Raw genomic sequence first — 24,839 nt, 5'->3', positions numbered from 1 at the left:
TTCGATGTCAGTTATACCGGGAGGGGCCGTCCTGGATCAAGTCCTGCGCACCAACCCGCCCGCGGATAGATGACAGATACCGCCGACCGCCGTTGTCGGTGCATCACGTGCGCGGACAGACTCCTGCTCATTCACCGACGCTCACCTCGCAGGGGCGTGCCGGATACGGCATTCGCTGCGCATGTCACCTTTGCGGAAGGACAGTTCATGCCCGAGCTCAAGATCCTGGCCATCTCCGGCAGCCTGCGCGGCGCCTCGTACAACAGCGCCCTCGTGCGCGCCGCCCAGAAGTTCGCCCCCGGTGACCTGGCCATCGAGATCTACGAGGGCCTGCGCGACATCCCGCCCTACGACACCGACCACGACGTCGAGCCGGCGCCGGTCGCGGTGGCCGACCTGCGTCGCCGCATCGCCGAGGCGGACGGCATCTTCATCGCCACCCCCGAGTACAACTACGGGATCCCCGGTGTCCTGAAGAACGCCCTCGACTGGGCGAGCCGCCCGGCCCTCGACTCCTCGCTGACCGGCAAGCCGGTCGCGATCGCCGGCGCCGCGCAGACCAACTTCGGCACCGTGCGCGCCCAGCTCGCGCTGCGTCAGATGTTCCTGTGGACGGACTCCAAGGTCGTCGGCAAGCCCGAGCTCATGATCTTCCGCGCCCAGGAGCGCTTCGACGAGGCCGGCAACCTGACCGACGAGACCGCCATCGAGATCCTGCAGGGGCTGCTCTCCGCCCTCGGTACGAAGATCCGCGAGACCCGCGCCAACGCCGACGCCAAGCTCTGATCCGTCGGCTGTCCCCGGGCTGATCCGCCGGCTGACCCGTCGGCTGACCCGCCCCACCGGCCGGAGCCGCCAGCTCCTGCTCGATCCCCCCTCTCCGAAGGGCCGCTTACACCCCCGTAGCGGCCCTTCGGCCTTTCCCGGATCCCGCCCGGGGAGTTGACGAAGCCTTCCCGGCGCGGTGCGCGAACCCCGGGAGCCCTTGCGAGGATCGCCTCATGCGTGCAGCTTTCATCGAGGAACTGGGCCCCGCCGAGAACATCCGCTACGGCGAGATCGCCCCTCCGGACCCCGGCCCGACGGATGTCCTGGTCGAGGTCGAGGCGGTGTCCGTCAACCCGGTGGACACCTTCGTGCGGTCCGGGATCTTCCGCACCCCCGTCGAGTTCCCGTTCGTGATCGGCCGCGACCTGGTGGGCACCGTCGTCCGCGCCGGCGCCGGTGCGGCCGGCTTCGCCCCCGGGGACCGCGTCTGGTGCAACAGCCTCGGCCACGGCGGCCGCCAGGGCGCCGCCGCCGAACGGGCCGTGGTCCCGGTCGACCGCCTGTACCGGCTGCCCGCCGCCGTGGACGCCGCCGAGGCCGTCGCGGTCGTGCACCCGGCCGGCACCGCGTACCTCGCCCTGTTCACCCACGGCCGGGTCCGCCCCGGCGAGACCGTGCTCGTCGCCGGCGCCGCCGGGAACGTGGGCAGCGCCCTGATCGTCATGGCCGTCGAAGCCGGCGCCCGGGTCGTCGCCACCGCCGCCGCGCGCGACGCCGAGCACTGCCGCGCGCTCGGCGCCGAAGCCGTCCTCGACTACCAGGACCCCGAACTGATCGCCCGTGTCCGCGAGGTCAGCCCGCAGGGCATCGACGTCCACATCGACACCTCGGGCACGAACGACCTGGCCGCCGCCGTCGAGCTCCTCGCCCCCCGCGGGCGGATCGTGCTCCTCGCCGGCGCCCGCTCCCGGCCCGTCCTGCCGGCCGGTCCGCTCTACATGAAGGACGGCTCCCTCGTCGGCTTCGTGATCTCGCACGCCACCGCGGCCGAACTCGCCGAGGCCGCCGGGTCGATCAACCGCCTGCTGGCCAACGGCAAGCTGCGCGCGCGCTCCGTCGAGCGGGTCCCCCTGTCGGAGGCGGCCCGTACGCACCGGCGCATCGAGGACGGTGAACTGCACGGCAGCCGCGTGGTGTTGCTGCCGGAGCAGTCGAAGCAGTCGGAGCAGCCGAAGGAGCCGGAGCAGTCGGAGCAGTCGGAGCAGCCGAAGGAGCCGACGGAGCCGACGGAGTCCGTGACCTGACGGACTGGCCCGCCGGCGCCTTCCGCCGCTGACGGCGGCTGCCAGACTCGCGGCATGGACGATTCCCCAGAGGCCCGGGCCCAGGCCCTGGCCGCCCCGCGGAACACCTGGGCGCGGTTCGCGATCCTCGGCGCCGTGCAGCTCATGCTCAACGCCTCGGTGTCGGTGACGTTCGCCGCCGGTCCGGCCATGCAGCGGGAACTCGGCCTGAGCCGGATCGACCTCATCCTCGACAGCGCCGCGTACGGCCTGGCGTTCAGCGGGCTGCTGCTGCTCGGCGGGCGGCTCACCGACCGGATCGGGCAGCGCCGGCTGTTCACCCGGGGAACGGCCCTGTTCGCCGCCGCCTCGCTCGCCGCGGCGCTGGCCCCCACCTCCCACACCGTCCTCGCCGCCCGCTTCCTCCAGGGCTGCGGGGCCGCTTTCGCCGCCCCCGCGGCCATGGCCCTGCTCCGGGCCGTCTTCCCCGAGGGCAAGGCCAGGGCCGCCGCCCTGGCCCGCTGGGGTCTGCTGGCCAGCCTCGGTGCCGCCGTGGGCATCGTGCTCAGCGGGGCGCTCGTCGCCTGGCTGACCTGGCGGTGGAGCTTCGGACTGCTCGCCGCCGCGGCCCTGGCCGTGCTGGCCCTCACCCCCCGGTCGCTGCCGGCCGGGCCCGCGCCCGTACGGGTCCCCGTGGATCTCCTCGGCGCGGTGCTCGGCACCCTCGCGCTCTCCACCCTCGGCTACGGCTTCGTGATGGTCGGCCCGCACGGCTGGGCCGCGGCGCAGGTCCTCGCCCCGCTCGCGCTCGGCGCGGTCCTGCTCGCCGTGTTCGTCTCGGCCCAGCGGCGCGTACGGGCCCCCCTGCTGCCGCCCGGCTTCCTCGCCTCGCGCTACCGCGCCACCGCCCTGGTCTGCGCGCTGCTCGGCCCGGCGATCGGCGCGAGCACCGCCTTCCTGCTGGCCCTCTACTTCCAGCAGGTACGCGGCTATTCGGCGCTGCAGAACGCGCTGGCCTTCATCCCGTACAGCGCGATGCTGCTCGGAGTCGGCTTCGTCGCGGGCCGGATCGTCGCCCGCCACGGCATCCGCGCGGTGGCGGTCGGGGGCCTGGCGGTCATCGCCGCCGGCCTCTTCCTGATCGGCGGCGTGGGGCTGCGTACGGGCTCGACGCCGTGCGTGCTGGCGGGCCTGGTCATCCTGTCGGCCGGTATCGGCACGCTGATGTCGGCCGCGGTGCCGGGTGCCGTCAGCGGGGTCCCGGAGGAGCAGTCCGCCCTGGCCGGGGCGGTGGTCAACACGGCCATCCTGGCCGGGCCGACCATCAGCCTCGCCCTGATCACCTCGGCCGCCGACGCCCGGACGGCCTCCCTGCTGGCCGCCGGGGACCCGGCGGCCGCGACGGGCGGGTACGCGTTCGCCTTCGAGGCGGCCTGCGCGGTGTTCGTGCTGGCCATCGGCCTGGCCGTGTACGGGCTGGCGCCCGGCCGGCGGGGCCGCCGGGGCGGCACGAGCGGCCATGCCGGCCATGCTGCCGGCCCGAGGACCGCCGAGCGGCAGGCAGAGCACTCCTCCACTCCGGCCTGACCAAGGGGGGCAGGCCGGGGTGGAGGTCCCGACACCCGTGGCGGTCACTCAGGGTGATGTCATCACGAGAGTGCAGCACGCCTGGAGAGTGAAGCGATCCGTGCAGATCACAGCGCTGGATGCGGCGGTTTCGGGGCGTTTCTCCGGGGTGTGCGCACCGGCCTCCGGTTGCCGGATGTGACGGAGTGGCCGTGAGTGGACAGGGGCAAGTCCCGTGCCCCACGACATGTCCCGTGTCCCACGTCCCATGTCACCACTCTGCCTCTGAACAGGAGAGCGATCTTGTACCGCATCACCCGCTACACCCTCCCCGCCGCCCTCTGCGTGACGCTGCTGACCGCGTCCCCCGGTCTGGCCGGGGCGGCCAACGCCCTCGCCGGGCCGTCGGCGCCCGTGGCGAAGAAGTCCCTCCCCGGTGCCGAGGCGCTGACCGCGCAGGTGGAGTCCCTGGGCTCCGCAGGCAGCCTGATCACGCCCGTCACCAACTTCCTCGGGGAGGTCCTGAAGTCGCCGGACGGGAAGCTCCCGGAGGCGACCCTGGCCGCGCACAAGCAGAAGATCGACGCGGCGCTCGCGGGCATGAAGAAGACGTTCGCGGCGGCTGCCCCGGCCGCCCCGGCCGCGCCCACCGCACCCGAGTCCGCCGCCAAGCCTCCGGCCGCCCTCCCGGCGACCCCGGTGCTCCTGCCGAAGCGGCCCGCGGCAGCGGAGCCGAACCCTCCGGCGGACGTGGCCAAGCCTCCTGCTGAGGCAGTGAAGCCCCCGGCCGAGGCCGCCAAGCCGCCCGCCGAGGCTGCGAAGCCTCCGGCCGAGGCCGCGAAGCCCCCGGCCGAGGCCGCCAAGCCGCCCGCCGAGGCGGTGAAGCCCCCGGTCGAAGCGGTGAAGCCCCCGGCCGAGGTGGCCAAGCCGCCCGCCGAGGCCGCCAAGCCCCCGGCCATGGTGGCCAAGCCCCCGGCCATGGTGGCCAAGCCCCCGGCCGTGGTGAAGCCCCCGGCCGAGGCGGCGAAGCCCCCGGTCGAGGCCGCGAAGCCTCCGGCCCAAGCGGCCAAGCCGCCCGCCGAGGCCGGCAAGCCCGTCACGCTCCCGGCCGCGGTCCCTGCCGTCGCCCCCGTCGCCGCGCGGGCCAGGGCCGGTGCCCCCCTGGACCTCGTCGCCGCCGCGGTCGACCACCTCAAGGCATCCGTCGACGAGGTCGCCAAGGCGGCCGGCCCCTGCGGCTGCACGACCGACGCCAAGGCCAAGGCCACGGACGTCGTGAACGACCTGGGCGCCACCGTGGCCGCCCTGTTCACCGGCCTCGGCGTGCCCGGCATGCCGGCCGCCGCCCCGGCCCCCGCTCCGGACCCGGCCTAGTAAGCCCCGCATCAAGCCCGTCCGCCCCCGGCGTCCCTCCGACGCCGGGGGCGGACGGGCGACCGCGTACGACCCCCCGTGCGACCGCGCGACCTTGCGAACACCCTTGACGCGCCCCGCCGCCCGGTGGACGCTCCCGGATCTCGCATCCGAACGGTTGCAGCTGGGGGGCCGGTATGCCGGAGCAGTCTGTCGAGTCTGTCCAGACGGTGGGGGAGCTGCGCGCGCAGCTCGTGGAGCACGGAGCGCGCTGGTCCGTCATCGAGCATCTCGCCGACGAGGAGGCCGTGCCCCGGCCCTCGCTCGGCATGGAACCCGGGGCGAACCTCACGCCCGCCGACGAGATCGGCGCCATCGACCTGCGGGGGCTCATCGGGCACGAGAGCGGCAATCCGCACCTCACCCGGCGCCGGGCCGCCCACGGGCTGCTGCCCGACACGCAAGGGCCGGCCGCCGGAGCCCGCCCCGCCGCCGTCGACTGGCGCAGCCGCTGGGGCTGGCCCTGGATCACCAGGGTCAAGGACCAGAACCCGTGCGGCTCCTGCTGGGCCTTCGGGGCCGCGGGCCTCGTCGAGTCCATGGCCCGTATCGAGCACGGCGTCTGGGCGGAGCGGTCCGAGGGGGACGTCCACGACGGCCTGAAGTTCACCTGCGGCCAGGGCTCCAACCCCGAGACCGCCCTCGACTGGATCAAAGCCAACGGCGGCCTCGCCGACCCGGACTGCTGGCCCTACTCCCCGCCCCCGTCCACCGTCCCCGCCGACCGCCGCGACGCGTGGCGCGCCGAGTACACCCCCAGCTGGGACCGGTCCGGCCGTACCGTCCGGATCACCGACTACGTCCGCCTCGGCGACGTGGAGCAGCAGAAGGTCTGGCTCGACACCGTCGGCCCGCTGACCGCCTGCTTCGACGTGTACGACGACTTCTTCGGCCTCGGCTCCGGCGTCTACCACCGCACCAGCGACCACCTCGCGGGCGGCCACTGCGTGCTGATCGTCGGCTACGACGACGCCGCGGGCTGCTGGCTGTTCAAGAACTCCTGGGGGCCGGGCTACCACGTCGGCGGGTACGGGCGGATCGCCTACGGCGAAGTCAAGATCGACTACTGGGCCAAGTGCGGCCTGCGCGGCACCAACATCGACCCGTGGAGCAAGCGCCGGCTGCACGCCGGCAACGTCTACGAGAGCGGCAACGGCCGCGCCCACCGCAACTTCGAGATGCTCGCCACCGCCGGCGGCGGCCGCCTCCAGCACTGGTGGCGCGAGGGCGACGCCCCCTTCCCGTGGGCCCGTGCCCAGAGCTACGCGAACGACGCCTCCGGCCAGCCCGCCTTCACCGGGACCACGTACAACCGGAACATGGAGTCCCTGCACGTGACCACCGGCGGCCGGCTGCGCCACTGGTTCTACGAGCAGTCCGGCGGGGCCTGGCGCGACGGCGGCGCGTTCGGGCCGGGCGACGCCGCGATCGGCTCGACCCCGGCGTTCATCCAGAGCGACTACGGGAAGCCGGGCAACTTCGAGGTGGTCGTCCGCACCGCCGACGGCCGGCTCAACCACTGGTGGCGGATCAACGGCGCCCCCTGGACCTGGAACGACGGCGGCCGCTTCGCCTCCGGCATCGCCCATTTCGGGCCCGCCCTGGTCCAGACCCGCAGCCGCCACCTCGACCTCGTCGCCACCCGTACGGACGGCCGGATGCAGCTGTGGTGGCGCGACGACCCGAACGGCTTCGCCTGGCGCCCGGGGGAGGTCTTCGGCAGCGGGATCACCTCCGCGCCCTGCCTGATCGAGGCGCAGTACGGGGCGGCCGACGAGGACACCGCCGGAAACTACGAGCTCTGCGCGGTCGCCGCCGGCGGGTGCATCGAGCACTGGTGGCGGGGCAACGCCTCCGGCTCCGCCTGGAGCCGCAGCGCCGTCTTCGGCCACGACGCGCTCGCCGTCACCGGGATGCTCCAGGGCAGTTTCGGGTTCAACCTGGAGGTCATCGTCCTGCGCACGGACCGGCAGCTGCAGCACTACTGGCGGGACCGGGCAGGCTGGCACGAGGGGCCGGTGATCGGCCCCGCCTGAGCGGGGAGGTCGTCGCGGGTGGAAGTACGCAAGGTCGCCCTCGGCGCCGGTGAGTCGTACGAGCTGCGGCTCACCGGGCGCGGGGCGCGCGGGTACGTGTGGACCTGGCAGGTCACCGGGGATGCGGACGCCGTGTCCGTGAGCGAGACCCCGCCGCCGCCCGTGGAGGTCCTCCCCGGCGCCCCGCTGGAGCGGACGTACGTGGTCCGCGGCCGCTGCCCGGGCGGGCGGGCCCGGATCCGCTTCGCGCAGATCCGCCCGCCCTACCCGCAGGAGGCCCCGTACGACGAGTTCGTGCTGGAGGTGGAGGTCACCGGCGCGGCCCGGGGCGCGGCCCCCGCGCCCTGAGGGCCCGGTGCCGTACGGCCTCCGGCGGGCCCCGTACGTCCTGCGGTTGGACGAAGCCCGGGTGCGTCGTTCGGTCCAGCGGCGCGGGGCGGCGGTCCACATCCCGGACGGGGCGACCGGTGCACACTTCATGTATCTATCCTGTGCGCATGCCGTCCGCCGCGCCGCCCGCCCCGACCGCCGTCACTGCCACCGTCACCGCCGCCGAACGCGTCTACCGGCACGTCAAGCAGGCCGTACTGGTGGACCGCCGCTACGAGGGCGGCACCCTCCTCACCGAGGGCGAACTCGCCGACGCCGTCGGGGTGTCCCGTACGCCGGTCCGCGAGGCACTGCTGCGGCTGGAGACCGAGGGGCTGCTGAAGCTCTACCCGAAGAAGGGCGCGCTCGTGCTGCCGGTCTCCGCGCAGGAGATCACCGACGTACTCGAAACCCGGCTGCTGGTCGAGGAGTTCACCGTACGCAGGGCCGTGCCCGCCTCGCCCGGCCTGCTGGAGCGGCTCGCCGGGCTGCTGGAGGAGCAGCGCCGGCACGCAGCCGAGGGCGACCTCGCCGCGATGATGGCCGCCGACCGGGGCTTCCACGCCGAGATCGTGCGCAACGCCGGCAACCAGATCCTGAGCCGGCTGTACGACCAGCTCCGCGACCGGCAGCTGCGGATGGGCGTGGCCCTGCTGCACGCCCATCCCGAGCGGGTCGAGCGGACGCTGGCCGAGCACGCGGAGATCCTGGACGCGCTGCGGGCCGGGGACGCGCAGACCGCGGCCGCCGCGGTACGGGGCCACGTGGGCCGGGTCGAGGCGCTGGTGCGGGGGCCGGGCCGGTGACGGGGCAGGTCGTCTTCAGGGATCCTCCGGGCGGCCGGAAAGCGGTGGCCGTCTGGTCCATCGGCGTCGCCGTCTACTTCGTCGCGGTGATCTTCCGTACCAGCCTGGGCGTGGCCGGACTCGAGGCGGCGGACCGCTTCCACGTGGGCGCCTCCGCCCTCTCGGCCTTCTCGCTCCTCCAACTCCTGGTCTACGCGGGCATGCAGATACCCGTCGGCCTGCTGGTGGACCGGCTCGGCACCAAGAAGGTGCTGACGCTGGGCGCGGTCCTCTTCACGGCCGGCCAGATCGGCTTCGCGCTCTCGCCCTCGTACGGGATGGCCCTCGCGGCGCGCGCCCTGCTGGGCTGCGGCGACGCCATGACCTTCATCTCCGTCCTGCGGCTGGGCACCCGGTGGTTCCCGGCCCGGCGCGGCCCGCTGATGGCACAGCTGGCCGGCCTGGTCGGCATGGCCGGCAACCTGGTCTCCACGCTGGTGCTGGCCCCCGTCCTGCACGGGGTCGGCTGGATCCCGGCCTTCGCGGGCAGTGCGGTGGCGGGCCTCATCGTCCTTGTTCCGCTCGTCCTCTTCCTGCGGGACCACCCGGAGGGTTACGAGCCGCCGCCGGCACCGCCGGGGGGCGGGGGCTTCGTACGCCGCCAGATCCGCGACTCCTGGCGGGAACCGGGCACCCGGCTCGGCCTGTGGGTGCACTTCACCACGCAGTTCCCGGCGATGGTGTTCCTGCTGCTGTGGGGCATGCCGTTCCTCGTCGAGGACCAGGGGCTGGCGCGGACCACCGCGGCCGGGCTGCTGACGCTGGTGGTGGCCTCCCACATGGGCTTCGGCCTCGTCTACGGCCAGCTCATCGGCCGCCGCCAGGCGGCCCGGATCCCGCTGGCGCTCGGCACGGTCGCCCTCACGGCGGTGCTGTGGGCCTCGGTCCTGGCCTGCTCCGGCGCGCACGCCCCGATGTGGCTCCTCGTCACGCTGTGCGTGGTGCTCGGCACGTGCGGCCCGGCCTCGATGATCGGCTTCGACTTCGCCCGCCCCGCGAACCCGGCGGAACGCCAGGGCACCGCGTCGGGCATCACCAACATGGGCGGCTTCCTCGCCTCGATGACGACCCTGCTGGCGATGGGCCTCCTGCTGGACGCCACCGGCGACAACTACCGGATCGCCTTCTCGTCGGTCTTCGCGGTGGAACTCCTGGGCCTGACCCAGATCCTCCGCCTGCGCCCCCAGGCCCTGCAGGTGGAACGCACCCGCCTCCAGGCCGCCCCGGCCCGGCACCCGTCGGACTCCCCCAGCCCGGCCCCGGCCTGACCCGGCACCCCGGAGGCCTACGCCGCGGCGCTTGCGCGGCGGCACGGCACCGAAGCCGGTTCGGCCCCCGCCGCGGCCGGGCGGGACAGACCCCCGTCCTTTCCCGCCCGGCCGTCGCAAGGTCGCAGGCTTGCGGCCGGCGGTTGCCGAGCCTATGGCCGGATACGGTCAGGCCCGTTTGCCCTCCGCGCACATCTCGTTGATGTTGCGCGCAAGGGCCTCCTGCACCGCCTGGTGGCGCAGCTCGCTGGGGCTGGCCCCGTATGCCTCGCGGAACACCCGGCTGAAGACCGCGGCATTGCTGAACCCCCAGCGCCCGGCCACCACGTGGACGGGCCGGGTCAGCAGCGCGGGGTCGGACAGCTCGGCCCGGCACCGTTCCAGGCGCCGTCGCCGGATTCCGGCCGCGACCGTCTCCCCCCGCTCCCGGAAGAGCAGCTGCAGGCGGCGCAGCGACATGCTGTGCCGGGCCGCGACGGCCGCCGGGGTCAGCTCCGGGTCGCCGAGGTTGTGGCCGATGAAGGTGTCGATCTGCTCCAGCAGGGCGCTCTTGCGGGCCTGCGCCGTCAGCTGTTCCGCGGCGCCGAGCTGCCCGGCGAGGCAGGTGCCGACCAGGTCGAGGGCGGTGTGGCCGAGCCGTTCGAGCTCGGCGGGCCCGCAGTCCGCGCCGTGCGCGGCCAGGCCGCGCAGGTACTGGGAGACGATCGCCCCGAAGCCGTGGCGGCCGGGGATGCGCTGCGCGAGGAGCCGGTCGACGCGGTCGGTCCGCAGCGGCATCGCGGAGCGCGGGAAGGACAGGATCACGGCGTTGACCCGGCCGCCGTCCTCCGGGGCGCAGGACTCGAAGGGGTGCCAGGTGTCCCAGAGCACCATGTCCCCGTTGAAGAAGCCCGATTCGTTGCCGTTCTGGGAGAGGTGCATCCGGCCGCGGGTCACCAGCCCCAGCTGGTACTGCTCCGGGTCGCTGCTCCGGATGTGCGCGGGCGTGCGCCGGCCGCGCAGCGGCTCGTACGCGAACTTCGACACCTGCACCGGACCCAGGTCCAGCACGGAGACCTCCGCCTGGAAGTCGGCCGCGTGCTCACTGCTGATCGACGTGGGCACCAGCTCCTGCGCCACCATGTCGGAGAACCACTCGAACCGCTCCGCCGCCGGTACGGCAGCGGACGACACCTTCGACCACACTTCGAAAGACCCCTCTGCGAACGTTGCGCCCGAAGCAGGGGACGTGCGATCGGCCCGTACCGGTTCTCGTCCGGACGGGATCCCGACGGCAGGGGGGGCCTGCGGCCGGCTACGGGGTCACGGCGAAGTTCGCCAGGATCGCCTCGGCGAGCTCCGCATCGCCCTCGACCTTCACCCGGTCGGCCACCGTGCCCGGCCGGACCCGCCCCGCCGCCAGCCGGACGTACGTCTCCCAGTCCGTCGTCAGCGTCACCGCCGGCCCGAGCGAGGGCGCCTTGTCGATCGTCCCGCGTCCCTCGGCGTCCACGCGCACCGTCCGCATGAACTCCACCGGGCCGTGCACGTCGAGGATCACCGCCGAGTTCGCCGGGGCCCCCGCCAGCTTCGCGACGACCTTCGGCAGCCCGGCGAGCAGGATGTCCCGCGCCACGTACGCCCCCGGCGAGTCCCAGTTCCCCGGCACGCCCAGCGCCGCCCGCAGGTCCTGCTCGTGGATCCACACGTCGAACGCCCGCAGCCGCAGCGCGAACTCCAGCGTCACCTGGTCGCCCAGCGGCCCGCGCACCATCGTGGCCGGATCCCGCTTCTCGTTGCGCAGCTGCCGCGACCGCCGGATGATCGTGTACTCGAGCTCCGAGGTCATCTCCGGCGCGGTGTGGTGGCGCCGGACGTCGACCTGCACCTCCATGTACCGGCTGAATTCGTCGACCACGTGCCGCAGATCCCTCGCGACGGTGTGGATCGGCCGCGGATCCCCCAGCTGCTCGCACTCGATGCCGATGATGTGTGACACCACATCACGGACGGACCAGCCGGGACACGGTGTCGCCCGGTTCCACTCGCCCTCCGCCAGGGGGAGGACCAGCTCGGATATCGCCTCGATGGAGTGCGTCCACGCGTCGGCATAGGGCTGGAGGCTGGGATGCGGCTGGACGGTCAACGGGACCCCTCGCGTGCTGTTCAGTGGCGCGTTTTCTGGAAGCGTGTGGACTGCTTCCAAAACTACGCTGCCGGTGAGCACCCCGGCAGTGCTTTCGTGTGACGATCGTAGGCCCGAGTTGACGGCTTGAATGCCAGGACGGTGGTACTGTGCGCGCCTCGCTGATCCAAATCGCGGTGACCGACGGGGAGTCGGTCACTTCCCGACGTGCCCGGGTGGCCGATCTCGTACGGGATCAGGCCGGCACGGATCTGGTCGTCCTGCCCGAATTGTGGACGGTGGGTGCCTTCGCCTACGAGCAGTTCGAGACCGAAGCCGAGCCGCTGGACGGGCCGACGTACGAGGCGATGTCCAAGGCGGCGCGCGACGCCGGGGTCTGGCTGCACGCCGGTTCGGTCGTGGAGCGCGCCGGCGACGGCTCGCTCTACAACACCGCCCTCGTCCTCTCCCCGTCCGGCGAGCTGGCCGCCACGTACCGCAAGATCCACCGCTTCGGCTTCGACCAGGGCGAGGCCGTGCTGATGACGGCCGGCGACTCCCTGACCACCGTGACCCTGCCGGAGCAGACCCTCGGCATCGCCACCTGCTACGACCTGCGCTTCCCCGAGCTGTTCCGCGGCCTGGTCGACGCCGGGGCCACCACGATGGTCGTGGCCGCGGGCTGGCCGGCCCGCCGCCGGGGCCACTGGACCCTGCTGAACCGGGCGCGGGCCGTCGAGGACCAGTCGTACGTCCTCGCCTGCGGGCTGGCCGGTACGCACGCGGGCGTCGAGCAGGCCGGGCACAGCCTGGTGGTGGACCCCTGGGGCGAGGTCCTGGCCGAGGCGGGCCCCGGCGAGGACGTCCTCACCGTAGACCTGGACCCGGCGAAGGTCGCCGAGACCCGCGACCAGTTTCCGGCCCTCAAGGACCGCCGCCTGGGCCGCTAGAAACCCTGGCCCGGAGGCGCCCCGCGCACCTCCGGGGCGCCTCCGGGCCACCCGGGGCACCCGAAGGAGCGCAGCGCCTTCCCGCCGACGAGGAAGGCGTGCCTCCCGTCCTCGTCCTCGATCCGGCAGTCGTCTCCGAGGGCCGGCGCTTTGTCCCGAACCGGGTGTTTCATGCCCGGACCGATGCCCGCGATAGGTTGCCGCCATGCCTCTGCTCTACGTGACCGACCTGGCGTACCCGGCGCGCGGCCGCCGGTACTGCGACGAGGACATCCTCCTCACCTCGCGCCTGCGCGAGCACTTCCCGCTGGCCCTGTGCCACCCGCTGGACGCGGCGGGCATGACGGCGGGCTTCGACGCGGTGATCGTCCGCAACAGCGGACCGGTCCTGCACTACCAGGAGGCGTACGACTCCTTCCGCGCGGCAGCCCTCGCCGCCGGCACCCGCGTCTACAACCCGCTCACGGGCCGCGGCGACATGGCGGGCAAGCAGTACCTCCTCGACCTCACGACCGCCGGCTACCCGGTGATCCCCACGATCGACGACCCCGCGGACCTCGCCCTGCTCCCCTCGGTGCCCTCGTACGTGGTGAAGCCCAAGCAGGGCGCGGACTCGATAGGCCTGACCTTCACCCCGCACCCGGCCGGACCGGCGGGCGAGAACCTCATCCAGCCGCGCATCGACTTCGCGTACGAGGTGTCCTTCTACTTCGTCGACGACGCCTTCCAGTACGCCCTCCACGCCCCGGACCCGGCCCGCCGCTGGGAACTCGCGCCGTACGAGGCGACGCCGGCGGACCTCGCCTTCGCCCGCAGCTTCATCGAGTGGAACACCCTGTCGCACGGCATCCAGCGGGTGGACGCCTGCCGCGCCCCCTCGGGCGAGCTCCTCCTGGTCGAGCTCGAGGACCTGAACCCGTACCTCTCCTTGGACCTCGTGGCGCCGCAGACCCGGGAGGCCTTCATCACCGCTCTCACCGAATCCCTCCACTCCTTCCTCACCGCGTGATGTCAGAGGGGGATGCCAGGCTTCCCCCATGGACAAGCACACGTTCTGGAAGCTGATCGAGACGGCCCGGTCGGAGGCCGAACCGGACCAGGTGGCGGCGCGCGCCTCGGAGTTGCTGGCGCGCTGCCCGGAGGCCGAGATAGCCGCGGCCCAGCAGGTCCTGTGGGATCTGCTGGCGGAGTCCTACCGCAGCCCTCTGTGGGCCGCGGCCTACGTGATCAACGGCGGCTGCTCGGACGACGGCTTCGACTACTTCCGCGGCTGGCTCCTGACCCAGGGCGAGGAGGCCTTCGCCCGCGCCCTGGCCGACCCCGACTCCCTCGCGGACCACCCCGCGGTCCGCGAGGCGGCGGCCGAGGGCCTGGAGCTGTGGGACGAGGAGGCCCTCTCGATCGCGTGGACGGCGTACGAATCGGCCACGGGCCGCGAACTGCCGTCGGACTCCTTCACGATCAGCTACCCGTCGCTGGACCCGGCCTGGGACTTCGACTTCGACGACACGGCGGAAACCTCCACGCGCCTGCCCCGCCTGAGCGCCCTCTTCGACTAGAGCCCGCTGGTGTCGAGGTCGAGACCGAAGGGCGCCGGGAGCCGAACGGTCTCCCCGAACGGGTGCGGCCCGTCGACCTCGGTGTAACCGAGCCGCCCGGGCCCGGAGAACAGCGTGACGGTTTTGTCGAGCCGGTCGACCAGCAGGTACAGCGGCGCACCGTACTCGGCGTACCGCTTGCGCTTGACGCCCCGATCGGTCTCGGCGTTCGACTCCGAGGTCACCTCGACGATCAGCAGTGTTTGATCGGGAAGCAGGGCCCCGCCACCCTTCGCCAGATCTTTCGGAGCCACGGCAAGGTCGGGAACGTACCAGTTCGCCGAGCCCGGGAGGTCGAGATTGCCGGAGCCGGTCACGCAACCGAGATCCCGTACCCGCGGCTTGATCTGGTCGCGGATCTCCTCGGCGGCGTTCTCGTGATCCCAGTTCGGTGTCACGTTGTCGACGACCCCCTCAACGATCTCCGTGCGGTCCCCGACCCAGTGCTGGATGGCGTACTTCAGCGCGTGCTCGGGATCGATGCCCTCGCCGTAGTCGTGCGCGGTGGTCATTCCGGACGCCTCCTCCGTTGCCTGCAGCCAGAGTCCCACGGCGCCCGCCCGGCCGTCGTCACCCCCACGGGTGGCATATGCCGGGCGGGCGGCGGACGGCGCTTCGTACGGCCGTGATCGGGCGTTCACGGGCGGATGGCAAGCTTGAAGGATGAACGATGCCGCCCCGGCGCCCACCCCCGCGCCCCGCCGACGTGCCCGTGTCCGTGCCCCCGAGCTGATCGGCAAGGGTGGCTGGCTCAACACCGGCGGCAAAGAGCTCACCCTCGCCGACCTGCGAGGTAAGTGCGTTGTTGTTGATTTTTGGACCTTCTGCTGCATCAACTGCCTGCACGTCCTCGACGAGCTGCGCGAGCTGGAGGAGAAGCACCGCGACACCGTCGTGATCATCGGGGTGCACTCGCCGAAGTTCGTGCACGAGGCCGAGCACGCGGCCGTCGTCGACGCCGTCGAGCGGTACGAGGTGCACCACCCCGTGCTCGACGATCCCGAGCTGGCCACCTGGAAGCAGTACGCCGTACGGGCCTGGCCGACGCTCGTCGTGATCGACCCCGAGGGGTACATCGTCGCGCAGCACGCCGGTGAGGGGCACGCGCACGCCATCGCGCGGCTCGTGGAGGAGCTCGAGGCCGAGCACGAGGCCAAGGGGACGCTGCGGCGCGGCGACGGGCCGTACGTGGCGCCCGAGCCGGTGGCGACCGACCTGCGGTTCCCCGGGAAGGCGCTCGTGCTGCCGTCCGGGAACCTGCTCGTGTCGGACTCGACGCGGCACCAGCTCGTGGAGCTGGCCGCCGATGGCGAGAGCGTCGTACGACGCATCGGCAGCGGGGAGCGCGGCTTCACCGCCGACAGCTTCAGCGAGCCCCAAGGGCTGGCGTTGCTGCCCGACGGGTCCGTCGTCGTCGCCGACACCGTCAACCACGCGCTGCGCCGCTTCGATCCCGGGACGGGCGCCGTCGAGACCGTCGCCGGGACCGGGCGGCAGTGGTGGCAGGGGTCCCCGGCCTCCGGGCCGGCCCTGGAAGTGGACCTGTCCTCGCCGTGGGACGTGGCCTGGTGGCAGGGCAAGGTGTGGATCGCCATGGCGGGCGTGCACCAGCTGTGGACCTGGGACCCGCAGACCGGGACCGTGGCCGTCGCCGCGGGGACGACCAGCGAGGGCCTGCACGACGGGCCCGCCCTCGAGGCCTGGCTCGCGCAGCCGTCCGGGCTCGCGGCCGCCGGGGACCGGCTGTGGATCGCCGACTCCGAGAACAGCGCCCTGCGGTACGTGGAGCCCGACGGTGCGGGGTACGCCGTCCGGACCGCCGTCGGGACCGGCCTGTTCGACTTCGGGCACCGGGACGGCGACGCCGGCCAGGCGCTGCTCCAGCACCCGCTCGGGGTGACCGCGCTGCCCGACGGCTCGGTCGCGGTGTGCGACACGTACAACCACGCGCTGCGCCGCTTCGACCCGGCGACCGGCCAGGTCTCCACGCTGGCCACCGATCTGCGGGAGCCCAGCGACGCCGTGCTGGCCGGCGAGGACATCGTGGTCGTCGAGTCGGCCCGGCACCGGCTGACCCGGCTGCGGCTGCCGGAGGAGGCGGTCCGGGTCGACGCCGTCGCCCACCGCACGCGGCGGGCCGCCACCGAGGTCGCCCCGGGCACGCTCCGGCTCGACGTGGTGTTCCAGGCGCCGACCGGGCAGAAGCTCGACACCCGCTACGGGCCTTCGACGCGGCTGCTGGTCTCCTCGACCCCGCCGGAGCTCCTGGCGGAGGGCGAGGGGGCCGGGACGGACCTGTTCCGGGAGCTGGCCCTGAACCCGGACATCGCCCAGGGCGTCCTGCACGTCTCCGCCATGGCGGCGTCGTGCGACGACGACCCGGCGAACGAGTACCCGGCCTGCCACGTGCACCAGCAGGACTGGGGTGTGCCGGTGACCGTCACCCCTGAGGGCGTGAGCCGGCTGCCCCTCGTCCTCGCCGGACTCGACGACAGGGCGTAGGGGCGTCCGGCCGGGGCCCGCTGTGGGCCCCGGCCGGACGGCTCAGTCCTCGTGCTTCCCGTGCTTCCCGTGCTTCCCGTGGTCCTCGTGGTCCTCGTGGTCCTCCTGGTTCTCGTTCCTTTCGACGTCGGCGACCAGCAGGTTCGGGTCGATGCCCGTGAGGAAGGCGCCGCTGGGGACGTAGACCTTGTGGTGGCGGACCGCCACCGAGGTGGGCCCGGACAGTCCGTCCTTCCCGGAAAGCACGACGGTGTGGGTGCCGTCGGGCTGGACCAGGGCGAGCTCGCTGTCGGCGTCGTTCAGCGCGGCGAGCACCTTCTCGCCGTGCCCGGCGAACGCGAAGTCGTCGATCCCCGTCAGCCCGGTGGCGTGCGTCCTGATCATCCCCGCGGACCCGTCCTCCTCGACCGGGATCCGCAGCAGCGTGCCCCGGTCGTAGTTCGACACCCAGACCGCGTGGTTGCGTACCTTGATGCCGTTCGCGCCGATGAACGTGGCCGGCTCGAGCGCGGCGCCGGTGGCCCAGGCCGTCGCCTGGGGGCGTTCTTCGTCCAGCGGGATGCGCCACACCGTGCCGAGGACGGAGTCGGCGGCGTAGAGCAGCCCGCGGTGCCCGTCGAGGGCGAGGCCGTTGGCGAAGCCGTTCGGCCGCAGGTCGACGAGCTTTTCGACCTCGCCGTCCGGGGTGATCCGGTAGATGCCGGTCTCGATCGTTCCCGTGTTGTACGCGACGTAGAGCGTTCCGTCGTGGGTGCGGACGATCCCGCTCACGACGGCGGCGCCGACGAGGGGGGTCTTCGGTTCCGTGACGGCGGGCAGCGTCGCGAGGACCCGTCTGCCGCCGTGCCTGTCGACCCGCACCACCTGGCGGGCGAAGGCGAAGGTCAGATCGGCGGAGCCGTCGGGCTCCAGGGCGATGTTCTCCGGCGTCTCGCCGGCCTTGAAGTCGAAGTGCGCGACGATCCGCGGGTCCGTCAGGGAGAACCAGGACTTCGGCGCCGTCGGCGGCGTCGGCGTGCCGGCTGCGACCACGCCCGCGGCGGGGGCGGACGCGAGCACGGCGAGGGCGATGCCCACGGCGAGGGCGACGCCCACGGCTCCGGCGATACGCGGCATACGGAGTCTGCGGGCCATTCGGGGCATGCGGAGCAGGCGGAGCACGGGACTCTCCTTGTCGGCCGGGCGTGAGGAGTCCAGCACAACATGACGGAGTGTCACCATCGGTTCATCACACCGCGACGCCCCTCAGATCGACCCACCCGGCCGAAGCCCGCGCCGCCTGCCGAGACCCGGCAGGCGGTGCGGCGCGGACCGTACGGCGGCGTCAGCCCTCCAGGAAGGCCACCAGCGCGTTCGCGAGCAGGTACGGGTCGTCCGCACCGCACAGTTCGCGGGCGCTGTGCATCGAGAGGATCGCGACGCCGATGTCCACCGTCTGGATCCCGTGGCGGGCGGCCGTGATCGGGCCGATCGTCGTGCCACAGGGCATCGAGTTGTTCGAGACGAAGGTCTGCCACGGCACGCCGGCCCGCTCGCACGCCGCCGCGAACACCGCGCGCCCGCTGCCGTCCGTCGCGTACCGCTGGTTGACGTTGACCTTCAGGATCGGGCCGCCGTTGGCGCGCGGGTGGTGCGAGGGGTCGTGCCGCTCCGCGTAGTTGGGGTGCACGGCGTGGCCGGTGTCCGAGGACAGGCAGATGGTGCCCGCGAAGGCCCGTGCGCGGTCCTCGTACGTGCCGCCGCGCGAGAAGACGGAACGTTCCAGCACGTTCCCCAGCAGCGGGCCGTCCGCGCCCGTGTCCGACTGCGAGCCGTTCTCCTCGTGGTCGAAGGCGGCCAGGACCGGGATGTGGTCCAGCTTGTCGGCGGTCGAGGCGGCGGCCAGCGCCGCGATGCCCGCGTGCACCGAGATCAGGTTGTCCATCCGCGGGCCGGCCACGAGCTCGTGGTCGCGCCCCAGGTACGACGGCGGCTCGATCGAGTGGACCATCAGGTCCCAGCCGGCCACCGAGCCCTGCGCCAGGCCCTCTTCCTCCTCCAGGAAGGCGATGAGGTCGCCCTCCTGGACCTCGCCCAGGCCCCAGATCGGCTGCATGTGGCGCTGCTTGTCGAGCTTGAGGCCGTCGCTGTTGACCGACCGGTCGAGGTGGACGGCCAGTTGCGGGACGCGCAGCAGCGCGCGGTCCACGTTCACCAGCCGCTCGCTGCCGTCGCGCAGGCTCAGCCGGCCCGCCAGGCCCAGGTCCCGGTCCAGCCAGGTGTTGAGCAGGGTGCCGCCGTAGATCTCGACGGCGATCTGCCGCCAGCCCTGCGAGCCCGTGTCAGGCAGCGGCTTGACCCGCAGGTTGGGGGAGTCGGTGTGCGCGCCGACGATCCGGAACGGGGTGTGCGCGGTCGCGCCCTCCGGGACGAACCAGGCGATGAGCGCTCCGCCCCGGAGGACGAACCGGCCTCCGCTGCCCGAGTCCCAGGCGTCCGTTTCCGACAACTGCCTGAAGCCTGCCTTCTCCAGCCGCTCGGCCGCGTTGGCCACGGCGTGGTACGGCGACGGACTGGCCGTCAGAAAGGTCATCAGATCGTCGGTGTGTCCGCGGTCGAAGCGGGCGGGAGAGCTCATGTGGTTCACCTTAACGACGGTCGTGTTCGCCATGTTCGGACTGCGGCGGATAGCCGAAACGCCGGGGTTGCGGGCTGTGTGGTCCGCTTCCCGGCGGCTCTTCAGCCCGGCGGGCGCTCGAATCGGCGCTGCAGCTGCCTGCGTTCGCCCCGGCGGATGCGCGGGAGCATCTCCGGGGCCGCCGCGGAGCGCTGCGCGCGTCTCTTGCGCCCGGCGCAGAAGATACAGGCCTCACCGGGTGGCGCGTCCGGATCGATGGGTGCGCCGGGGTGCTCGGAGCAGCCGGAGGCGTTGCGGGGCCGGGACAGTTCGCGGGCCACGATGAACGCCCGGTGGAGATCGTCCGCGATGCCTACGAATTCCTCGGCGGGGGAGGAGAAGCCCAGGTGGAAGCGGCGGTCCTCGACGGTGCGGAGGTGGTCGCGCAGGGCCTGCAGGGTGTACGGGGGGTCGGGCACGGGATAGCCCAGCCGGCGCTGCTCCCCGGCGGGCGGGGCGGCGGCGGCCGCGCGGGCGCCGCGGACGCCCTGGGCGCGCAGCCCGAGGCGGCGCCGGTCGTTGCAGATCAGGCAGCGGCCCCAGCCGTCGGGCGCCTCGGGGTCGAGGGCCCCGTTGGGGTGCTCGGAGCAGCCGGTGTAGCTCTTGGCGGGGGCGAGCCCGGCCGCGGTCTGGAAGGCGGTGTAGAGGGCGTCGGCGACGGCCTCGTACTCCGCGGGGTGGGCGCCGTCGTACAGCTCCCGCAGATGGTCGCCGAGGCTGCCCAGGGCAGCCTGCAGCTCCTTGAGGGCGTACGGCCGCCCGGTCGGGACGGAGTACCCCCTGCTGTTGCCGTGCTGCTCTGCTGGGCTCATATCGAAAGCGTCCCATGGACTGCTGACAACTGGGGAATGCCGGTGCCCTGCGGGCGGCCCGCGGAGCCGGTTCCGGGCCCCGGTTCCGGGCCTACGGCGGGCCCGCCACCGGTGCCGGGCCCGTGGGCCCGGCCGGGGACCGGGGTGCCGAGGCCCCGCGTGCCGACGTCGCGGTCCGCGGGGCCGCCTCCGGCGGCGTGCTCGGGCGCCGCAGGCGCGGCCACCGCGGGCCGTGACCCCGTACGGCACCGCGGACCGTGACCCCGTACAGCACCGCGGCCGTGACCCCGTACGGCGTCGGTCGGCTCCCCGTACGCCGACGGCCGGGCCCTCGTGTGGGAGGGCCCGGCCGTCGTGCGGATGCGATGCCGTGCACGGCTGTGCGGCCGCCGATGCGGCGCAGCCGGCCGGCAGGCTAGAACGCGGCTTCGTCGAGCTCCATCAGGGTGTTGTCGACGGCCTCGGCCAGCGTGCGGGCGACCGAGACGTTCGGCAGGACCTGCGAGGCGAAGAACTTCGCGGCCGCGATCTTGCCCGTGTAGAAGGGGACGTCCTTCGAGGAGGCGGTCGCCAGCTTCTCGGCGGCCACGGCCGCGCCCTTGAGCAGCAGGTATCCGACGACCACGTCACCGGACGCCATCAGCAGGCGGGTGGTGTTCTGGCCGACCTTGTAGATGTTCTTGACGTCCTCGCCGGTGGCGGTGAGGTCGACGATCATCTGGCCGACGATGGCCTCGAGGTCGACCGCGGCCTTGGCGAGCGCGTCGCGGGCGCCGGCGAGCTCCTCGCCGCCGGCGGCCTCGGACAGGAACTTCTTGATCGTCTCGGAGAGGACGTTCAGCGAGGCACCCTGGTCGCGGACGATCTTCCGGAAGAAGAAGTCCTGGCCCTGGATCGCCGTGGTGCCCTCGTAGAGGGTGTCGATCTTGGCGTCCCGGATGTACTGCTCGATCGGGTATTCCTGGAGGTAACCGGAACCGCCGAAGGTCTGCAGGGACTGCGCGAGCTGCTCGTACGAGCGCTCCGAGCCGTAGCCCTTCACGATCGGCAGGAGCAGGTCGTTCAGGCCGATCTCGGCGGAGGCGTCCTCGCCCGCGGCCTGCTTGAGCTGGATCGCGTCCTGGACGGAGGCGGTGTACAGGACGAGGGCGCGCATGCCCTCGGCGTACGCCTTCTGCGTCATCAGCGAGCGGCGCACGTCGGGGTGGTGCGTGATGGTGACCTTGGGCGCGGACTTGTCCATGAAGTTCGCGAGGTCCTGGCCCTGCACGCGCTCCTTGGCGTACTCCAGGGCGTTCAGGTAGCCGGTCGAGAGCGTCGCGATGGCCTTCGTGCCGACCATCATGCGGGCGAACTCGATGATCATGAACATCTGGCGGATGCCGTCGTGCTTGTCGCCGATCAGCCAGCCCTTGGCGGGGTGCTGGTCGCCGAAGGTCATCTCGCACGTGTTGGAGGCCTTGAGGCCCATCTTGTGCTCGACGTTCGTCGCGTAGACGCCGTTGCGCTCGCCCAGCTCGCCGGTCTCCCAGTCGAAGTGGAACTTCGGGACCAGGAAGAGGGACAGGCCCTTGGTGCCCGGGCCGTGGCCCTCGGGGCGGGCGAGGACGTAGTGGAGGATGTTCTCCTCCATGTCGTGCTCACCGGACGTGATGAAGCGCTTCACGCCCTCGATGTGCCAGGAGCCGTCCTCCTGCTGGATGGCCTTGGTGCGGCCGGCGCCGACGTCCGAACCGGCGTCCGGCTCGGTGAGGACCATGGTGGAGCCCCAGCGCTTCTCGACCGCTATCTGCGCGACCTTCTTCTGCGCCTCGTTGCCCTCTTCGAAGAGGATGCCGGCGAACGCCGGGCCCGAGGAGTACATCCAGATGGCCGGGTTCGAGCCGAGCAGCAGCTCCGCGTAGGCCCAGATGAGGGAGCGGGGCGAGGTGGTGCCGCCGATCTCCTCGGGCAGGCCGAGACGCCAGTACTCGGAGTCCATGAAGGCTTCGTAGCTCTTCTTGAAGGACGCCGGGACCGGCGCGGTGTTGGTGGCCGGGTCGAAGACCGGCGGGTTGCGGTCGGCGTCCGCGAAGGATTCGGCCAGCTCGTTCTCGGCGAGGCGGGCGATCTCGGACAGCACGCTCTTGGCGGTCTCGGTGTCCATCTCGCCGAACGGGCCGGTGCCGTACAGCTTGTCGCGGCCGAGCACCTCGAAGAGGTTGAACTCGATGTCGCGGAGATTCGACTTGTAGTGCCCCATGGCGACGGCTCCGTTAAGGCTCGGGGAGACAGGTTCCTCGTACATACCAATCGGTAACAACATGATGCTACCCACGGGTAATAACCTGCAACCCCTGGCAGCTGGACTGTGACACTGCTCTCTAGTGGGGCGGGCGGGGCGGGCGGGGCGGCTCAGTCCTCGGGCTTGCTCTGGAAGCAGGTGGAGACGACGGTGACGGCGAGGACCGAGGTCTCGCCCTTGGCCCGTTCGTCAAGCAGCCGGATCTCTGCTGAGAGGTGTCCGTCATTCGAGTTCGCGACGATCGTCGGGGTCTTCGCGGCACTTCCGTCCGGGCCGTCCTTGACTATGGTCCAGCCGTTCTCCGGGAATGCTTTCCGCATCCGGTCCATGGCCTTCTCCATTTCCTCCACCGGGACGTCGTACACGCTCCACGGGTGATGGGCCTGGTTTACTTTTCCGGCTGGCCTGCCGTTGGTGCATTCCAGCAAGGTGGCCCTCGCGCGGGTCACTTTTCCGTCCAGGGCCAGCAGATCCAGGATCCGGCTGGAGGCTTTCTCCGTTTCCGCCTGCACCACCTTGGCGTCGAGCTTTTTCGCCGCTGGCTTGTTCATTTCTGCGCATCCTGTGAGGAGTATGCATGCCAAGAAGGCGTGCCCGGCCAATTTAATTCGCTTATTCAAGAACGGTCCTGTCGTATTTTCCGGTGATGACGGCTGCCTGGTTCCGTAGGCTGACCGGATCGTCCCAAAAGTCGCCGTGACTCGAGGCGTCACTCTTCATGATGTTCCCGCCGAAGTCTTCGTCCGTGGGAATCGTCCAGGCGTCGCCGAGCCCGACCAGCCTCCCGCCCTGCCGCACGATGATGTCGTCGCTGCCGCCGCCCATCGCCCACACGTGGCCGGGCTTGAGGCCAAGGTCCTCTGCGCGGTGCACCTGCATTCCCGGGCTGCCGATGGCGATGATGTCGTCCGCCATGGCCCCGTCCCGCCAGCTGCCGGACTGTGTCGCCACGCCGACCACCGTGCTGCCGTAGCTGTGACCCATGACGGTGGTGTGGGACGTGGTTCCGGTCGCTTCTCGGTGGGCAGCCTGCTGGCCCTGCATGAACTGCTGCAGTGTGGGTCCGCCCTCCGCTGCATACGTGGGGGCCACTGCTTGGGGGATGTCGTTCGGGGCGTTGTAGTCGAACCAGGTGATGGTGGATATCTTCGCGTCCGGCTTCGTGCGGTTGCTTTCATCCCAGAGCTTTTCGCTACGCAAGAGGTCCTTGTCAATAGCCTCCAGCCTTGTCTTAGTGCCGGGCACGTACATGGACATATGGTCCGCCGTGTCGGGATTTCCGTTGGCGAGGATGACCCGGCCGTCATCGAGCTCCGGGTTGAACTTCAGTAGGTAGGCCTCCGGGAGGTTGCTGCCGGCCGGGCGATCGAAGCGCTTCTCGATGGCCGCCATGCCCTTCAGGCGCCCTTCGATTTCTGCTTTCTTCCCCGGGTAAGTGGCATTCCAATCAAGCCATTCCTTGCTGTACGCCATGTCGCCGCGAGCGCCTTGGTTCACGAACTTCGGTGAGGGCTCGGCAGGGATGGCGTTGAGGTCGGCCTCGTACTGGGCCTTCGTCTCGGCGAGGATCATGCGGTTGGCGTCGTCGCGTACGGCGGCCGGGATGCCGTCGAGGGCGCCGATCGAGGCCGGGTACAGGGTGGCGTACTCGTCGCGTAGTTCCTGGCTCAGGCCCTTCCACCACGAGGCGTTCTGCTCGGGGGTCCTGTCCTTGGGGATTTTGTCGGCGTTCAGGTACTTCCCTGCCGCCTGCTGGACGTCCCTGGTGTCCTGAGCGGCGTCCAGGAGGTCCGCCGCTTCGACCTTCAGCCCAGGCCCTGCCTTGAGCTTGCGCAGCACGGCCGCGTACCGGCTGTCGATCTCGGCGGCTTCGCGCACCGCGCCCGCGATCTTCTCGGCTATCTCCTCCGCACGGCCCTTGTTCAGGTCGGCGCCGCCCTCGCCCCGGCCCGGCAGGAGAGGTACGGGCGCTCCGGGGGTGGCCGTGCCGGTGCCTGATGCGGGCGCCTGGAGAAAGGACGGAGTGGCGGGGTATTCGACCGAGCCGTCGGGGTGGACGGTGAACTTCAGGTTCTCGGCGTCTTCCAGGGCCTGCTTGAGTTTCCGCTGCGGGGCGGCCAGCTCGGCGGCGAGTCCGTTGAGGGCGGTGCGGATCAGTCCGCATTCGGTGTGCAGGTACTGGTAGTTGCGGCTGAGGCCTTCCAGGTTCGCGATGGCCGATGATGCCGCCATGCCGGTCTGGGAGTCGCGGATCTTGGCGAGTATCTCGTTGTCGACGCGGTCCTTGTCGGCGTTGGCGCGGGTGCTGCCCTTGCCCCAGCCGTCCGCCGCGTCCTCGTACTCCGAAAGCTTCACGTCGCGCAGTTGCTGCCAGCTGGGCATGCC

At 72.0% G+C, this 24,839-nt stretch carries 21 protein-coding genes; 12 read left to right on the top strand and 9 right to left on the bottom strand.

Features of this window, described 5'->3' with window-relative positions; all coding sequences use genetic code 11:
• Positions 1–207 precede the first annotated feature (207 nt).
• From AB0I68_RS06235 to AB0I68_RS06200, 8 genes are all read left to right on the top strand, one after another.
• The gene (locus tag AB0I68_RS06235; protein ID WP_363176009.1) at positions 208–786 is read left to right on the top strand and encodes an NADPH-dependent FMN reductase; all 579 of its coding nucleotides are present in this window, start codon (positions 208–210) and stop codon (positions 784–786) included.
• A gap of 215 nt (positions 787–1,001) precedes the next feature.
• Entirely contained in the window at positions 1,002–2,072 is a 1,071-nt protein-coding gene (locus AB0I68_RS06230) for an NADPH:quinone reductase (protein ID WP_363176008.1), read from the top strand.
• Positions 2,073–2,126: 54 nt separating this feature from the next.
• Positions 2,127–3,638, top strand: a complete 1,512-nt coding sequence (locus AB0I68_RS06225) for an MFS transporter (RefSeq protein WP_363176007.1) — start codon at positions 2,127–2,129, stop codon at positions 3,636–3,638.
• Positions 3,639–3,920: 282 nt separating this feature from the next.
• On the top strand, positions 3,921–4,991 hold the full coding sequence (locus tag AB0I68_RS06220; protein WP_363176006.1) for a hypothetical protein: 1,071 nt from the start codon (positions 3,921–3,923) through the stop codon (positions 4,989–4,991).
• A 176-nt stretch (positions 4,992–5,167) separates the two neighbouring features.
• Positions 5,168–7,066 carry a C1 family peptidase gene (locus tag AB0I68_RS06215; protein ID WP_363176005.1) on the top strand — a complete coding sequence of 633 codons (1,899 nt, stop codon included), beginning with the start codon at positions 5,168–5,170 and terminating at the stop codon, positions 7,064–7,066.
• Positions 7,067–7,084: 18 nt separating this feature from the next.
• A complete protein-coding gene (locus tag AB0I68_RS06210) occupies positions 7,085–7,414 on the top strand; it encodes a protease inhibitor I42 family protein (RefSeq protein WP_363176004.1) in 330 nt (109 codons plus the stop codon).
• 149 nt (positions 7,415–7,563) lie between these two features.
• Positions 7,564–8,241 carry a GntR family transcriptional regulator gene (locus AB0I68_RS06205; protein WP_363176003.1) on the top strand — a complete coding sequence of 226 codons (678 nt, stop codon included), beginning with the start codon at positions 7,564–7,566 and terminating at the stop codon, positions 8,239–8,241.
• The gene (locus AB0I68_RS06200; RefSeq protein WP_363176002.1) at positions 8,238–9,548 is read left to right on the top strand and encodes an MFS transporter; all 1,311 of its coding nucleotides are present in this window, start codon (positions 8,238–8,240) and stop codon (positions 9,546–9,548) included. Before AB0I68_RS06205 ends, AB0I68_RS06200 begins: the two co-directional genes overlap by 4 nt.
• A 168-nt stretch (positions 9,549–9,716) precedes the next feature.
• Here the strand turns inward: AB0I68_RS06200 and AB0I68_RS06195 are convergent, their stop codons facing one another.
• Both AB0I68_RS06195 and AB0I68_RS06190 read right to left on the bottom strand, forming a co-directional pair.
• Entirely contained in the window at positions 9,717–10,721 is a 1,005-nt protein-coding gene (locus tag AB0I68_RS06195; protein WP_363176001.1) for a helix-turn-helix domain-containing protein, read from the bottom strand.
• Positions 10,722–10,842: 121 nt separating this feature from the next.
• Positions 10,843–11,673, bottom strand: a complete 831-nt coding sequence (locus tag AB0I68_RS06190) for a maleylpyruvate isomerase family mycothiol-dependent enzyme (RefSeq protein WP_363176000.1) — start codon at positions 11,671–11,673, stop codon at positions 10,843–10,845.
• 149 nt (positions 11,674–11,822) lie between these two features.
• Between AB0I68_RS06190 and AB0I68_RS06185 the strand changes: the two genes are divergently transcribed.
• From AB0I68_RS06185 to AB0I68_RS06175, 3 genes are all read left to right on the top strand, one after another.
• Entirely contained in the window at positions 11,823–12,602 is a 780-nt protein-coding gene (locus AB0I68_RS06185) for a carbon-nitrogen family hydrolase (RefSeq protein WP_363175999.1), read from the top strand.
• 205 nt (positions 12,603–12,807) lie between these two features.
• A complete protein-coding gene (locus AB0I68_RS06180; RefSeq protein ID WP_363175998.1) occupies positions 12,808–13,611 on the top strand; it encodes a hypothetical protein in 804 nt (267 codons plus the stop codon).
• Between the two features lie 28 nt (positions 13,612–13,639).
• Entirely contained in the window at positions 13,640–14,161 is a 522-nt protein-coding gene (locus tag AB0I68_RS06175; protein WP_363175997.1) for a DUF4240 domain-containing protein, read from the top strand.
• Here the strand turns inward: AB0I68_RS06175 and AB0I68_RS06170 are convergent.
• Positions 14,158–14,712 carry a Uma2 family endonuclease gene (locus AB0I68_RS06170; RefSeq protein ID WP_363175996.1) on the bottom strand — a complete coding sequence of 185 codons (555 nt, stop codon included), beginning with the start codon at positions 14,710–14,712 and terminating at the stop codon, positions 14,158–14,160. The two genes, AB0I68_RS06175 and AB0I68_RS06170, sit on opposite strands and share 4 nt — an antisense overlap.
• Positions 14,713–14,863: 151 nt before the next feature.
• On the opposite strand from AB0I68_RS06170, the gene AB0I68_RS06165 reads away from it, so the two are divergent.
• Entirely contained in the window at positions 14,864–16,702 is a 1,839-nt protein-coding gene (locus tag AB0I68_RS06165; RefSeq protein WP_363175995.1) for an NHL domain-containing thioredoxin family protein, read from the top strand.
• A 42-nt stretch (positions 16,703–16,744) separates the two neighbouring features.
• On the opposite strand, the gene AB0I68_RS06160 is transcribed toward AB0I68_RS06165, so the two are convergent.
• From AB0I68_RS06160 to AB0I68_RS06135, 6 genes are all read right to left on the bottom strand, one after another.
• Positions 16,745–17,863 (bottom strand): SMP-30/gluconolactonase/LRE family protein, encoded by a 1,119-nt coding sequence (locus AB0I68_RS06160; protein WP_363175994.1) that lies wholly within the window; start codon positions 17,861–17,863, stop codon positions 16,745–16,747.
• A gap of 163 nt (positions 17,864–18,026) precedes the next feature.
• The gene (locus AB0I68_RS06155) at positions 18,027–19,319 is read right to left on the bottom strand and encodes a M18 family aminopeptidase (RefSeq protein WP_363175993.1); all 1,293 of its coding nucleotides are present in this window, start codon (positions 19,317–19,319) and stop codon (positions 18,027–18,029) included.
• A gap of 101 nt (positions 19,320–19,420) precedes the next feature.
• Positions 19,421–20,170: a hypothetical protein gene (locus AB0I68_RS06150; protein ID WP_363175992.1), complete on the bottom strand. Its 750-nt coding sequence runs from the start codon at positions 20,168–20,170 to the stop codon at positions 19,421–19,423.
• Between the two features lie 415 nt (positions 20,171–20,585).
• Positions 20,586–22,412, bottom strand: coding sequence for an acyl-CoA dehydrogenase (locus AB0I68_RS06145; protein WP_363175991.1), 1,827 nt, complete (start codon positions 22,410–22,412; stop codon positions 20,586–20,588).
• A gap of 152 nt (positions 22,413–22,564) precedes the next feature.
• The gene (locus AB0I68_RS06140; protein WP_363175990.1) at positions 22,565–23,005 is read right to left on the bottom strand and encodes a hypothetical protein; all 441 of its coding nucleotides are present in this window, start codon (positions 23,003–23,005) and stop codon (positions 22,565–22,567) included.
• 61 nt (positions 23,006–23,066) lie between these two features.
• On the bottom strand, positions 23,067–24,836 hold the full coding sequence (locus tag AB0I68_RS06135) for an alpha/beta hydrolase (RefSeq protein ID WP_363175989.1): 1,770 nt from the start codon (positions 24,834–24,836) through the stop codon (positions 23,067–23,069).
• Positions 24,837–24,839 lie beyond the last annotated feature (3 nt).

Source organism: Streptomyces sp. NPDC050448 (assembly GCF_040655295.1).
GTDB lineage: Bacteria > Actinomycetota > Actinomycetes > Streptomycetales > Streptomycetaceae > Streptomyces.
Note: the sequence above shows the minus strand (reverse complement) of the source record. Positions and strands in the feature narration are given on the sequence as shown.

Coding starts and splice junctions, on each gene's coding strand:
- AB0I68_RS06235 (WP_363176009.1), top strand. CDS start 208: ATGCCCGAGCTCAAGATCCTGGCCATCTCCGGCAGCCTGCGCGGCGCC.
- AB0I68_RS06230 (WP_363176008.1), top strand. CDS start 1,002: ATGCGTGCAGCTTTCATCGAGGAACTGGGCCCCGCCGAGAACATCCGC.
- AB0I68_RS06225 (WP_363176007.1), top strand. CDS start 2,127: ATGGACGATTCCCCAGAGGCCCGGGCCCAGGCCCTGGCCGCCCCGCGG.
- AB0I68_RS06215 (WP_363176005.1), top strand. CDS start 5,168: ATGCCGGAGCAGTCTGTCGAGTCTGTCCAGACGGTGGGGGAGCTGCGC.
- AB0I68_RS06205 (WP_363176003.1), top strand. CDS start 7,564: ATGCCGTCCGCCGCGCCGCCCGCCCCGACCGCCGTCACTGCCACCGTC.
- AB0I68_RS06180 (WP_363175998.1), top strand. CDS start 12,808: ATGCCTCTGCTCTACGTGACCGACCTGGCGTACCCGGCGCGCGGCCGC.
- AB0I68_RS06175 (WP_363175997.1), top strand. CDS start 13,640: ATGGACAAGCACACGTTCTGGAAGCTGATCGAGACGGCCCGGTCGGAG.
- AB0I68_RS06170 (WP_363175996.1), bottom strand. CDS start 14,712: ATGACCACCGCGCACGACTACGGCGAGGGCATCGATCCCGAGCACGCG.
- AB0I68_RS06165 (WP_363175995.1), top strand. CDS start 14,864: ATGAACGATGCCGCCCCGGCGCCCACCCCCGCGCCCCGCCGACGTGCC.
- AB0I68_RS06155 (WP_363175993.1), bottom strand. CDS start 19,319: ATGAGCTCTCCCGCCCGCTTCGACCGCGGACACACCGACGATCTGATG.
- AB0I68_RS06150 (WP_363175992.1), bottom strand. CDS start 20,170: ATGAGCCCAGCAGAGCAGCACGGCAACAGCAGGGGGTACTCCGTCCCG.
- AB0I68_RS06145 (WP_363175991.1), bottom strand. CDS start 22,412: ATGGGGCACTACAAGTCGAATCTCCGCGACATCGAGTTCAACCTCTTC.
- AB0I68_RS06140 (WP_363175990.1), bottom strand. CDS start 23,005: ATGAACAAGCCAGCGGCGAAAAAGCTCGACGCCAAGGTGGTGCAGGCG.
- AB0I68_RS06135 (WP_363175989.1), bottom strand. CDS start 24,836: ATGCCCAGCTGGCAGCAACTGCGCGACGTGAAGCTTTCGGAGTACGAG.